This is a genomic window from Janthinobacterium sp. GW822-FHT07H11 (assembly GCF_058798615.1).
Map to the genome: position 1 here is coordinate 255739 of NZ_CM179507.1, position 13442 is coordinate 269180.

Below are 13442 nucleotides of genomic sequence, written 5' to 3' on the forward strand. Positions count from 1 at the left end.
GTTGTACCGTCTTATCCTCTGTACCTGCTAAGGTTATAGGGACAAGCCGTACGGGCAATTAGTACTGGTTAGCTTAATGCATTACTGCACTTCCACACCCAGCCTATCAACGTCCTGGTCTCGAACGACCCTTCAAAGAGCTCAAGGCTCTGGGAAATCTCATCTCAAGGCAAGTTTCCCGCTTAGATGCTTTCAGCGGTTATCTCTTCCGAACTTAGCTACCCGGCAATGCCACTGGCGTGACAACCGGTACACCAGAGGTTCGTCCACTCCGGTCCTCTCGTACTAGGAGCAGCCCCCTTCAAATTTCCAACGCCCACGGCAGATAGGGACCAAACTGTCTCACGACGTTTTAAACCCAGCTCACGTACCACTTTAAATGGCGAACAGCCATACCCTTGGGACCGGCTACAGCCCCAGGATGTGATGAGCCGACATCGAGGTGCCAAACTCCCCCGTCGATATGAACTCTTGGGAGGAATCAGCCTGTTATCCCCAGAGTACCTTTTATCCGTTGAGCGATGGCCCTTCCATACAGAACCACCGGATCACTATGTCCTACTTTCGTACCTGCTCGACTTGTCAGTCTCGCAGTTAAGCACGCTTATGCCATTGCACTATCAACACGATGTCCGACCGTATCTAGCGTACCTTCGAACTCCTCCGTTACACTTTAGGAGGAGACCGCCCCAGTCAAACTGCCTACCATGCACTGTCCCCGATCCGGATAACGGACCAAGGTTAGAACCTCAAACAAACCAGGGTGGTATTTCAAGGTTGGCTCCACGAGAACTAGCGTCCCCGCTTCAAAGCCTCCCACCTATCCTACACAGATTGGTTCAAAGTCCAATGCAAAGCTACAGTAAAGGTTCATGGGGTCTTTCCGTCTAGCCGCGGGTAGATTGCATCATCACAAACATTTCAACTTCGCTGAGTCTCGGGAGGAGACAGTGTGGCCATCGTTACGCCATTCGTGCAGGTCGGAACTTACCCGACAAGGAATTTCGCTACCTTAGGACCGTTATAGTTACGGCCGCCGTTTACTGGGACTTCAATCAAGAGCTTGCACCCCATCATTTAATCTTCCAGCACCGGGCAGGCGTCACACCCTATACGTCCACTTTCGTGTTTGCAGAGTGCTGTGTTTTTATTAAACAGTCGCAGCCACCAGTTTATTGCAACCCTTTCACCCTCATGGAGTAAACCAATCAAGCTACCGGGGCGTACCTTTTCCCGAAGTTACGGTACCAATTTGCCGAGTTCCTTCTCCCGAGTTCTCTCAAGCGCCTTAGAATACTCATCTCGCCCACCTGTGTCGGTTTGCGGTACGGTCTCGTATGACTGAAGCTTAGAGGCTTTTCTTGGAACCACTTCCGATTGCTTCGTGAACAAGTTCACTCGTCCCATCCCCTTGAATTCCGCGCCCGGATTTGCCTAAGCGCCTTCTATGAGACAGAAACTGACTATTCCAACAGTCAGACAACCTTCCGCGATCCGTCCCCCCATCGCATCATACGACGGTGCAGGAATATTAACCTGCTTCCCATCAGCTACGCATCTCTGCCTCGCCTTAGGGGCCGACTCACCCTGCTCCGATGAACGTTGAACAGGAAACCTTGGGCTTACGGCGTGGAGGCTTTTCACCCCCATTATCGCTACTCATGTCAGCATTCGCACTTCTGATACCTCCAGCATCCTTTACAAGACACCTTCGCAGGCTTACAGAACGCTCTCCTACCATATATATTGCTATATATCCGCAGCTTCGGTGACTGGCTTAGCCCCGTTACATCTTCCGCGCAGGACGACTCGATCAGTGAGCTATTACGCTTTCTTTAAATGATGGCTGCTTCTAAGCCAACATCCTGACTGTTTTAGCCTTCCCACTTCGTTTTCCACTTAGCCAATCTTTGGGACCTTAGCTGGCGGTCTGGGTTGTTTCCCTCTTGACGCCGGACGTTAGCACCCGACGTCTGTCTCCCAAGCTCGCACTCATCGGTATTCGGAGTTTGCAATGGTTTGGTAAGTCGCAATGACCCCCTAGCCATAACAGTGCTCTACCCCCGATGGTGATACTTGAGGCACTACCTAAATAGTTTTCGGAGAGAACCAGCTATTTCCAAGTTTGTTTAGCCTTTCACCCCTACCCACAGCTCATCCCCTAATTTTTCAACATTAGTGGGTTCGGACCTCCAGGGCGTGTTACCGCACCTTCATCCTGGCCATGAGTAGATCACTTGGTTTCGGGTCTACACCCAGCGACTGATCGCCCTATTCGGACTCGATTTCTCTACGGCTTCCCTATGCGGTTAACCTTGCCACTGAATGTAAGTCGCTGACCCATTATACAAAAGGTACGCAGTCACGGAACAAGTCCGCTCCTACTGTTTGTATGCACACGGTTTCAGGATCTATTTCACTCCCCTTCCGGGGTTCTTTTCGCCTTTCCCTCACGGTACTGGTTCACTATCGGTCGATTACGAGTATTTAGCCTTGGAGGATGGTCCCCCCATATTCAGACAGGATGTCACGTGTCCCGCCCTACTTGTCGTACGCTTAGTACCACCGGTCCGATTTCACATACGGGGCTATCACCCGCTATGGCTCCTATTTCCAGAGGATTCTGTTATCGGTCCGACTATCACGTACAGGCTCTTCCCATTTCGCTCGCCGCTACTTTGGGAATCTCGGTTGATTTCTTTTCCTGCAGCTACTTAGATGTTTCAGTTCGCCGCGTTCGCCTTGCATACCTATGTATTCAGTATGCAATACCCTAAAAGGGTGGGTTGCCCCATTCGGAAATCTGCGGATCAAAGTGTGTTTGCTCACTCCCCGCAGCTTATCGCAAGCTACTACGTCCTTCATCGCCTGTAATCGCCAAGGCATCCACCATGTGCACTTATTCGCTTGTCCCTATAACGTTAGCCTCTCATCATTTTCATGATGAAAGAGCGTTACAGGGATAAGAAAGTACAACGTTGTTGCTTGTTTGTTGATACATACAATCATTACCCATCGATTCACTTTTTACGGCAAACCGATCAATAAATAATCTTTACTTCTTCCAGATTGTTAAAGAACGAAACAGCTTTGATCGCTAAAAGATCAAACCTAAATTCAATCACCACTGTGATTAACTTACGTTTGCACTTTCAAAGTACTTGGTGGAGGATGACGGGATCGAACCGACGACCCCCTGCTTGCAAAGCAGGTGCTCTCCCAGCTGAGCTAATCCCCCTGGGTATTACATGACTGGTAGGTCTGGCTGGACTAGTGTCCACCTTACCCCCGGGCTTGTTTTACTGGTAGGGCTGGTTGGACTCGAACCAACGACCCCCGCGTTATCAACACGGTGCTCTAACCAGCTGAGCTACAGCCCCAACGCGGTGCTACTACGACTACTGTTTCTTCTTAATTAAACAGCCGATAAGTGTGAACATTTGAGGCGTGAACCATTTAACTGGTTCGTGCAAACTCTAGAAAGGAGGTGATCCAGCCGCACCTTCCGATACGGCTACCTTGTTACGACTTCACCCCAGTCACGAATCCTACCGTGGTAAGCGCCCTCCTTACGGTTAAGCTACCTACTTCTGGTAAAACCCGCTCCCATGGTGTGACGGGCGGTGTGTACAAGACCCGGGAACGTATTCACCGCGACATGCTGATCCGCGATTACTAGCGATTCCAACTTCATGCAGTCGAGTTGCAGACTACAATCCGGACTACGATACACTTTCTGCGATTAGCTCCCCCTCGCGGGTTGGCGGCGCTCTGTATGTACCATTGTATGACGTGTGAAGCCCTACCCATAAGGGCCATGAGGACTTGACGTCATCCCCACCTTCCTCCGGTTTGTCACCGGCAGTCTCATTAGAGTGCCCTTTCGTAGCAACTAATGACAAGGGTTGCGCTCGTTGCGGGACTTAACCCAACATCTCACGACACGAGCTGACGACAGCCATGCAGCACCTGTGTACTGGTTCTCTTTCGAGCACTCCCCAATCTCTCGGGGATTCCAGCCATGTCAAGGGTAGGTAAGGTTTTTCGCGTTGCATCGAATTAATCCACATCATCCACCGCTTGTGCGGGTCCCCGTCAATTCCTTTGAGTTTTAATCTTGCGACCGTACTCCCCAGGCGGTCTACTTCACGCGTTAGCTGCGTTACCAAGTCAATTAAGACCCGACAACTAGTAGACATCGTTTAGGGCGTGGACTACCAGGGTATCTAATCCTGTTTGCTCCCCACGCTTTCGTGCATGAGCGTCAATCTTGACCCAGGGGGCTGCCTTCGCCATCGGTGTTCCTCCACATATCTACGCATTTCACTGCTACACGTGGAATTCTACCCCCCTCTGCCAGATTCTAGCCTTGCAGTCTCCAATGCAATTCCCAGGTTGAGCCCGGGGATTTCACATCAGACTTACAAAACCGCCTGCGCACGCTTTACGCCCAGTAATTCCGATTAACGCTTGCACCCTACGTATTACCGCGGCTGCTGGCACGTAGTTAGCCGGTGCTTATTCTTCAGGTACCGTCATTAGCAGGAGATATTAGCTCTCACCGTTTCTTCCCTGACAAAAGAGCTTTACAACCCGAAGGCCTTCTTCACTCACGCGGCATTGCTGGATCAGGCTTGCGCCCATTGTCCAAAATTCCCCACTGCTGCCTCCCGTAGGAGTCTGGACCGTGTCTCAGTTCCAGTGTGGCTGGTCGTCCTCTCAGACCAGCTACTGATCGATGCCTTGGTAGGCTTTTACCCTACCAACTAGCTAATCAGATATCGGCCGCTCCACGAGCATGAGGTCTTGCGATCCCCCACTTTCATCCTTAGATCGTATGCGGTATTAGCGTAACTTTCGCTACGTTATCCCCCACTCTAGGGTACGTTCCGATATATTACTCACCCGTTCGCCACTCGCCACCAGAGCAAGCTCCGTGCTGCCGTTCGACTTGCATGTGTAAGGCATGCCGCCAGCGTTCAATCTGAGCCAGGATCAAACTCTTCAGTTTAATCTCTGTTACTTTGCCATTTTATTGGCACCGTCTTGCGACGGGTCGCTCACTTCAAAAACAACTGACAGGCCACTACTTGCGTAGCGTCCTATTTCATTTATTTATTCGTGAACATTTGATATTTTAAGTTAGACGCCAATCCGAAGATCGGCGCTGCACTTGCATCAAATGCCCACACTTATCGACTGTTAATTGTTAAAGAACTGTATTCGGTGCTACTTTCGCGCTATATCGACAAAGCGTTGTGTTTGTCAGCTGCGAAGAAGGAAGAGTATGAAGCATTTCACTACATCCGTCAACTCCTTCTTTACTACTCATCGCCGTTTCCGGTGATCCTCAAGTGCCGCATTTGACTGCGTCTCATTGGGGAGGCGAACTATAGCAAAGCGCCCCTGTAGAAGCAAGGCTTTTCCGGGGCTTTTGCGGCCAACTGCTACAATTTTGCCCCCTCCGCGCCAAACGGCGCTTGCCTATATATAGAACCATAGAAGATTCACCATGAAACAACAAGCTCAAGGATCAGGCCTGACCCTGAAACGAGCTGGCTTTACCACTGGCTTCGGCGTGCTCGCCGCCACCCTCGGTTCCGCAGTCGGTCTCGGCAACATCTGGAAGTTCCCCTACCTGACGGGCGCCAATGGCGGCGCCGGCTTCCTGCTCATCTATCTGCTCGCTACCTTGTTAGTGGGATTGCCCGTGATGATCGCGGAAATCACCCTGGGGCGCCGCGCCAAGGTCAACCCGATTTCCACCATGGAACGGCTGGCACCGAAGGGCAAGCCCTGGTGGCTGGTCGGCCTCATCGGCATGGTCGCCGCCTTCCTGATCGTCGCGTTTTATTCGGAAGTGGTGGGCTGGGTGTTTGCCTATATCGCCAAGGCCATCGATGGCTCCATCTTGAGCAGCGACAAGCTGGTGACGGAAGCGGCTTTCGCCTCCCTGATCAGCAATCCTTTGCAATCGCTGTTCTGGCAATGGGGCGTGCTGCTGTTTATCGGCGGCATATTGATGCTGGGCGTGACCAAGGGCATCGAGGCGATCGCCAAGAAGCTGATGCCGCTGCTGTTCCTGCTGCTGCTGCTGCTGTGCGCGGTCAGCCTGTCGCTGGACAAGGCGGGCGAAGGCCTGGCCTTTTTGTTCCGTCCGGATTTTTCCAAGCTGACGGCTTCCGTCGTGCTGACGGCCATGGGCCTGGCGTTCTTCAAGCTATCTGTCGGCATGGGCACGATGATGACCTACGGCAGCTATTTCCGTGACGACCAGAATATTCCCGTGACGACCTTGCGCGTGATGGCGGCCGACCTCGGTGTATCGATGCTGGCCGGTATCGCCATCTTCCCCGCCGTATTCACGTTTGGCTTCGCTCCCAGTGCGGGACCGTCGCTGGTGTTCATCACGATTCCGGCCGTGTTTTCGCAAATCCCGATGGGACAAGTGCTGATGGTGGTGTTCTTCATCCTCGCCGCCGTCGCCGCCACAGGGGCGATGCTGTCGCTGATGGAAGTGCCGGTGGTGATTTTCCATGAGCGTTTCGGCTGGACGCGCACCAAGGCCACCATCGTGACCATGCTGCTGCTGGCCGTGCTCGGTTCCGTGTGCGCCCTGAGCAACAGCACCCTGGCGGACTTCAAGCTATTCAATTTGAATATGTTTGATCTGTTCGACTTCGTCTCGTCGAATATCTTCCTGCCCGTGGGCGGCATCGCGATTGCCTTGTTTACCGGCTGGGCCTGGGGCAAGCAGCATTTCATCGAGGCGATCAGCAATCATGGCCAGTTGCAAAATCAAACCCTGGCGCAGGTGCTGCTGTTCCTGCTGCGCTTTGTCTCGCCCGTGCTGATCCTGATCGTGATGCTGAAGGGCCTGAAAGTCTTTTAACTAGAGAACCCGGGTGTAGGTCTGGCGCACCAGCACCCGGTCGCCGCAATCGAAATGCCACCATTCACTGTTGATGCCAAAGAAGCCCGCCTGGAACATGGCGCCGCGCAACAAGCGGCGGTGCGCCACGTGCTCCTGCGTAATTTCCCCCTTTTCCAGCAAGACGAGTTCCAGCGACGGATGCGAGCGCTCACTCAGGTCGTCAAAGCCCGTGCCCATGTCCAGTTCCCTGCCGTCCGGGCCGACGATGGTGATGTCGAGCGCCATGCCGAACGAGTGGATGGAGCCGCGCGACGGCTCGGCGATATAGCCCAGCAACTCCGTTCCCTGCAGCGCATCCCACAGCTGCTGCTGCACCCGCTGCGGGCGCAGGGCGTCGAGCACCAATAAATGATGATCGGGACGCTGCACGGCCAGCCAGGCCACGGCTTTTTCCAGCGCGGCAGCCGCATCGCGGTGCAGCCAGGCGCAATCGATGGGGCTGTATAAGTCGCGGCCAACGAAATTGTCGGGCGTGGCATAGCGCAAGTCGACGGCGATGCCGGCGATGCTGCTCAGATGGCGGAATTGCGGATCGCTGCCGACCGCTTCCAATTGCAAACTTGCAACAGACATCACACTCCTCTTTCCAGGCAGTTGCGCGCCGCCACGCCGATGCTGTCGGCCAGGCGCCGCGCACCATGCGACAGCGGCGAGTGGCTCGCCGTCAATAAATACAGTTGGATCGGTATCGTGGGCACCCAGGGACGGCGCTGCAGCCGCTCCGGCGAACCGGAGGCGGCCGTAAACGGGTCGACCACGGCCATGCCGGCGCCCGCTTCCACCAGGGAACGGGCAATTTGATAGGTCTGCACCACGGTACTGAAGACGGGGTGGATATCCTGCGCCTCGCAGGCGGCGACCACCAGTTCGCCCAGCGGATCGTTGTCCGCATGGCCGATCAGCTCGCCGTTCAGGCCATGCGCCGTCAACGGTGTGCCGCAATCGGCCGCATGCCAGGTGCCGGCCGGCGCGATCACCGTCATGACGCCCTGCGCAATGGGTTCGGCCACGATGCCCGGATGGCGCGGGTCTTGCAGCGACACGGCCAAGTCCGCTTCACCGAGACGCAGGGTATTGACGATCTCGCCCGTGTGGTGGGTAGCCAGCTGGCAACGCGTGTGGGGAAAATCGCGCCGCCACTCCGTCATGGCAAACGGCAAGACGCTGATGGCGAGCGTCGGCGTGGACACCAGGCGGATGGTTTCCACCGCATGACCCTTCAGGCTGGCCGCCAGGCGGCGGATGCCCAATAAATCGCGGTTGAGCTTTTCCGTCTCGACAAACAAACGGTGCGCCTCGGGCTTCGGGTACAGCTTGCCACGCACGCGCTCGAACAGCGGCATGCCCAGTTGCAACTCACAATGCTGCAAGACCTTGGTCACGGCCGGCTGCGAGATATGCAGCACCTGGGCCGCGCCGCTGATGGTACCAACTTGCATGATGGCGTGAAACACTTCGATATGCCGCAGCCGCATGGGCTATTCCTTTACCTTGCTTTGACCGCCTGGGCCGTAAGAGTTCAGCATATAAGAAAAAGGCATGGGCTGGAACGGCGATGCTACTTTGTTGCAACAGCAGGTGTTGCAACAGCTGGCGCCGGCGTCGTCAGCACTTCCAGCAGGGCTGCCGTCTCGCCATCGGGCATGCCATCGAACAGCTTGTTGCGGTACTTCATCTGGAAGGCGATCAGCACATTGCGCGTCGCTTCATCGAACACGCCCGTCTGCGGCGTCGCATAGCCATGCTGGGCCAGCTTTTTCTGGAACCAGACGGCATCCGGCACTTGCTGCTCAAAAAAGAGGCGTTGCGCGGCCACGCGGTTGGCATCGGGCCAGACGATCAGGCCCGCATCGGCCAGTTGACGCCATGGAAACAGCGGACCCGGGTCCTGCTTGCGCTGCGGGGCGATTTCGTTGTGGCCGAGGATATTTTCCGGCGCGATATTGTAGCGGGCCTGGATATCTTTCAGCAGCGGAATCAGCTCATCGATCTGTGCCTGGGAAAACGGATACCAGAGGCGGCCTTCCGGCGTGTCCTTGTAGCCGGGGTTGACGATCTCGATGCCGATCGAGCTGACATTCAACTGTGTATAAGTCTTCCAGTTACTCACACCCGCGTGGTTGGCCTGGCGCGATTCGTCGACCAGCACGTAAAACTTCGGCTTGTCCGTGTCCGTCAGCAAATAATGGCTGCTGACCACTTGTTCCGTCAGGATCTTGATCGAGCGGGGCAGGTCGCTGACCGTGTAATGGATGACGATGAATTTCACGCGCGGGCTCTGGCTGCGCGCCGTCAAGCTATGGTCAAGGTGCGGCGCGGGCGTGGTACAGGCGGAAAGCAGGGCCACCAGCAGGGCGAGGGCGATTTTTTTCATGAAAGATCCGTGTTCGGGTTAATAAAATGTTCAGTTATTGCCAGTACGCTGGCTCGCCGCCCGGGCTGCCACCTTGGCCGCAGCCTCATGCGAACGGGCAACTTTTTGCTCCATCTGCAACGATACGGGCAAAGCGGCCCGCATGGCCAGCGCGATGGCCGGGTGCAACTGCACCGCGCGGCCCGCCAGCACCACGGGACGGGGGCCATGGCGCGCCGTCAGGGCCAGCGCCAATCTTGCCAGTTCCTGGCCCGCGCGCTGCAAGATGTCCAGCGCCAGCGGATCGGTATCCGCACTGGCGGCCACGGCCAGCGCCAGGCGGCCGATGGCGCCCCGCTCCTGGCCATACATGAAGGCGCGCGACAGCGACCAGTCGCTGCCGCCGACATGCGCAAACACGGCCCCGGCCATGGGCGAGGCTTGCCAGCTGCCGGGCGCCTCGTCTTCGCGGCGCCAGATGTGGCGCAAGGCTTCGCGCGCGATCCAGTAGCCGCCGCCGCCATCGTCGAGCAGCACGCCGCGCCCGCCCGCGCGGTGAAACACGCCCTCCGCATCGATCCAGGCGGCAATCGAGCCCGTGCCAGCGTAGACCAGATAACCTTCCCCTGGTTCAAAGCTGTCGCGATAGGCGATTTCAATGTCGTTGCCCAAGCTGACGTCAGAGGCGTCCAGCGCCAGCAAGGTAGCCAGCGTTTGCGCCAGCGCAAGGTCGTCGCCACCAAAACCCGTCAAGCCCGCCACCACGGCGCGCGGCTGGCCGACGGCCAGCACTTGCTTGCACAATGTTGCAAACGTGGCGTGCACGGCGGCGCGGCCCGCTTCGCTGCTCATTTGCAAGGCAGACAAACCTTCCACGGCCCCGTCGGCCACGATGGCGCCATCGGCGGTGGCCAGGGCCCAGCGCGTCTGCGTGCCGCCCGCGTCGATGCCCAGCCCGAGCACGGCAGTATCAGTATTGGTTGCAGGGAAGGAAATCATGGCATGAGTGTAAAGCCAAGCGGAGCTTGCAGGCATGAAAGCTTGCGCATGTTTCATGCCTGCAGGTTATGGACTGCCGGCGAGCCGGCAAAGTTACTTGGCGGCGGCCGTAAACGGTGCGCGCACGGTGACGCGGGGGCTTTCATTGCCGAGACGGTCCACGGCGCTGACCACCACCGCATTGACTTTACCAGTGGCATCATCAACCAGGGTCAGCTCGCCCTGCACGCCCGTGACCACGGTGAAGCGCCAGTCTTCGCCATAGCGGGCCCAGACGGCGTACTGGGCCACGGGCTTGCCGCCGCCCGCCGTCAGCTTGACGTTCAGGCTGGTGGAATCGCGGCGCAAGGACAGCACGGGCGTGCCCGGCGCTTCCTTGCCCAGCCATGGCGTGGCGGGGATCAGGGCCGGGCTTTGATACACGCTCGCCTTGAGTTGCTCGCTGACACCTTTGCGGTTCTGCATCAGGGGCACCATGCTGAAATGCACTTGTCCATTCGCGCCGGGGCGCGTGCGCGTCACTTCGATCTGCTTGATGATCTCTTGCGGCGTGAAGGACTTGGCGGAATTGTCGATGCGGCTCGTATATAAACCGGGCCACACGTGGCGGCCATACGGGTTTTGCGCCAGCCAGTAGTCGAGCAGCACGCTAAACGCTTGCGGCGCCTGCGCCACGGGCCAGTACAGCTGCGGCGACAGGTAATCGAGCCAGCCCTTGGCCAGCCACAATTCCGCATCCGCATACAATTTGTCGTACTGGCTGAAGCCGACGATACCGGCAGGGCGGCGGTCGGGACGGCCGATGCCGAACGGGCTGATGCCGAAACGCACCCAGCTCTTTTCGCGGTGGATGCCGGTATACAAGGCTTCGATCAGCTGGTTGACGTTCTGGCGGCGCCACGAAGCGCGGTCCAGCTGGCCGCCGGCCAGCAGATATTGCTGCCACGATGGTTCATCGGGGAAGGGCAGTTCGCGCTTGGCGCCGCCATTGCCCGCGTCCAGCGCGGCCGTCTCGGCTCCCGCACCGGCCCCAGGCGCGTCGATCGGATACGGATAAAAATAGTCGTCGATATGCACGCCGTCGATATCGTAGCGGCGCACCACATCAAGCACCACATCCGTCGTGTGCTTGGACGCGGCCGCATCGCCCGGGTCCATCCACAGGTAGCGGCCGTATTGCTTGACGGACGCCGGGTTGGTGGACGCGAAACTGTCGCGCGCCAGCGGCGACTTGGCCGTCGCGTGGCGTGCCCGGTAGGGGTTGAACCAGGCGTGCAACTCCAGGCCGCGTGCATGCGCCTGCGCCACCCAGAAGGCCAGCGGGTCATACAGGGGCAACGGCGGCTGGCCTTGCTTGCCCGTCAGGTATTCCGACCATGGCTCCAGCTGCGATGGGTAAATCGTGTCCGCGCTGGGCCGCACCTGCAGCACAATCGCGTTCAGATTCAGGGACTTGGCGCGGTCGAGGATGGCGATCGCTTCCGCTTGCTGCTTGGCGACAGGCAAATTGCTGCGGCTGGGCCAGTCGATATTGGCGACCGTCGAGACCCAGGCGGCGCGAAATTCGCGCGGCGCCGGCGGCGGCACTTCGCCCGTGATGTGCTGCACGGGTGGCACGGCCGGCAAGCCCGCTTCGCCCGGTGTCACTGCGGAGGGCATTTTGGTGCTGGTACAACTGCTGAGCAATGTGGCGGCGGCCAGCGCGGCCAGTACGCCGGCCGTGGCGCCCAGGCGTTTTTTCAAAGTAGACAACAAAACAATTCCTTGCAGTGGTGGAGCGCAGGTCTATCGGTGGGGCATTTTACTGTGCGCCCGCCATCCTTGCGGGCGCACCGTTCAAAAGAATCAGGCCTCGGCCTTCTTGCCGAATTCCGGGTCGATCTTGACCAGCGCGGCCATGATGAAAGCGGGAATCGTGGCGATGCAGATCCAGATGAAGAAGTGCTGGTAGCCGAGCATTTGCTGTATCCAGCCGCTGGCCATGCCAGGCAACATCATGCCCAGGGCCATGAAGCCCGTGCAAATGGCGTAATGGGCCGTTTTATGGGCACCATCGGAGACCATGATCATGTACAACATGTACGAGGCGAAACCGAAGCCGTAACCGAATTGCTCAAGCGCAATGCCCCCCGCGATCACATAAATGCTGCTGGGCAAGGCGCTGGCCAGGTAGACGAAGACCAGGTCGGGCAGGTGGACGGACAGCACCATGATCCACAGGCAACGTTTCAAGCCGAAGCGGGAAATGATGAATCCGCCCAGCAAGCCACCGAGGGTCAGGGCGATCACGCCAATGGTGCCGTAGACGAGGCCCACCTGTTCCGTGCTCAGGCCCAGGCCGCCCTTGGCGACGGGGTCGAGCAGGAAGGGCGCGGCCAATTTCAGCAGTTGCGCTTCGCCGAGGCGGAACAGCAGCAAGAAGCCGAGGATGACGAGAATATCCTTCTTCCTGAAAAACGCGGCAAAAGTGGCGACGAACTCCTGCAGCGGGGAAATACCAGCGTCCTGGATGCTGGGGCGGTCATCCCTGGGCTTCGGCAAGACGAAGTAGTGGTAGAGGAAGAGGGCGATGAACAGGCCCGCCAGAATCGCGAACACGACGGACCAGGCCAGCTGCACATTGCCCGTCGCATGCGTCAAATAGCCGGCAAGAAACACCAAGCCGCCCTGGCCGGCGATCATCGCCAGTCGGTAAAACGTGCTGCGCACGCCGACGAAGGCCGCCTGTTGGTGCTCTTCCAGGCCCAGCATATAAAAGCCGTCGGCGGCGATGTCATGCGTGGCGGAACTGAAGGCCATCAGCCAGAAGATGGCCAGGCTGATCTGGAAAAAGTGGGGCAGGGACGTCGTCAGGGCCACCAGCGCCAGCGCGGCGCCGATCACCAGTTGCAGGCCGACGATCCAGAAGCGCTTGGTGCGGTACATATCGATGAAGGGCGACCACAGGGGCTTGATGACCCACGGCAAGTACAACCAGCTCGTATACAGCGCAATATCCGTATTGGAAAAGCCGTAATTCTTGTACATGATCACGGACAAGGTCATGACCACGACATAGGGTATGCCCTGGCCGAAATACAGGGAAGGAATCCACAGCCATGGGGTTTTCGCGCGCGCCGCGACGGGTTGTTTCACTAGCTCCATACATCCTTCTTT

At 57.6% G+C, this 13442-nt stretch carries 7 protein-coding genes, 2 tRNA genes and 2 rRNA genes; 1 reads left to right on the forward strand and 10 read right to left on the reverse strand.

What is annotated here, in order from left to right:
• Nucleotides 1–37: 37 nt before the first annotated feature.
• The 4 genes from AC3RCJ_RS01070 to AC3RCJ_RS01085 form a co-directional block, all read right to left on the reverse strand.
• Nucleotides 38–2913, reverse strand: a 23S ribosomal RNA gene (locus AC3RCJ_RS01070).
• 249 nt (nt 2914–3162) lie between these two features.
• Nucleotides 3163–3238 (reverse strand) — tRNA-Ala (locus tag AC3RCJ_RS01075).
• 65 nt (nt 3239–3303) lie between these two features.
• Nucleotides 3304–3380 (reverse strand) — tRNA-Ile (locus tag AC3RCJ_RS01080).
• Nucleotides 3381–3480: 100 nt separating this feature from the next.
• Nucleotides 3481–5011: ribosomal RNA gene (locus tag AC3RCJ_RS01085) — 16S ribosomal RNA — on the reverse strand.
• Together the 16S and 23S rRNA genes with 2 tRNA genes alongside form the textbook arrangement of a ribosomal RNA operon.
• A gap of 501 nt (nt 5012–5512) precedes the next feature.
• Between AC3RCJ_RS01085 and AC3RCJ_RS01090 the strand changes: the two genes are divergently transcribed.
• Entirely contained in the window at nt 5513–6892 is a 1380-nt protein-coding gene (locus AC3RCJ_RS01090; protein WP_492964200.1) for a sodium-dependent transporter, read from the forward strand.
• Here AC3RCJ_RS01090 and AC3RCJ_RS01095 read toward each other — a convergent pair whose 3' ends face one another.
• From AC3RCJ_RS01095 to AC3RCJ_RS01120, 6 genes are all read right to left on the reverse strand, one after another.
• A complete protein-coding gene (locus AC3RCJ_RS01095; protein WP_492964199.1) occupies nt 6893–7507 on the reverse strand; it encodes a M15 family metallopeptidase in 615 nt (204 codons plus the stop codon). It abuts the gene before it with no gap.
• Nucleotides 7507–8409, reverse strand: a complete 903-nt coding sequence (locus tag AC3RCJ_RS01100) for a LysR family transcriptional regulator (protein WP_492964198.1) — start codon at nt 8407–8409, stop codon at nt 7507–7509. Before AC3RCJ_RS01100 ends, AC3RCJ_RS01095 begins: the two co-directional genes overlap by 1 nt.
• An 83-nt stretch (nt 8410–8492) precedes the next feature.
• Nucleotides 8493–9308: an N-acetylmuramoyl-L-alanine amidase gene (locus AC3RCJ_RS01105; protein ID WP_492964197.1), complete on the reverse strand. Its 816-nt coding sequence runs from the start codon at nt 9306–9308 to the stop codon at nt 8493–8495.
• Nucleotides 9309–9338: 30 nt separating this feature from the next.
• Nucleotides 9339–10286 (reverse strand): N-acetylglucosamine kinase, encoded by a 948-nt coding sequence (locus AC3RCJ_RS01110; RefSeq protein ID WP_492964196.1) that lies wholly within the window; start codon nt 10284–10286, stop codon nt 9339–9341.
• Nucleotides 10287–10379: 93 nt separating this feature from the next.
• Nucleotides 10380–12041 carry a glycoside hydrolase family 10-like protein gene (locus tag AC3RCJ_RS01115; protein ID WP_492964195.1) on the reverse strand — a complete coding sequence of 554 codons (1662 nt, stop codon included), beginning with the start codon at nt 12039–12041 and terminating at the stop codon, nt 10380–10382.
• Between the two features lie 90 nt (nt 12042–12131).
• Nucleotides 12132–13430, reverse strand: coding sequence for an MFS transporter (locus AC3RCJ_RS01120; RefSeq protein WP_492964194.1), 1299 nt, complete (start codon nt 13428–13430; stop codon nt 12132–12134).
• Nucleotides 13431–13442 lie beyond the last annotated feature (12 nt).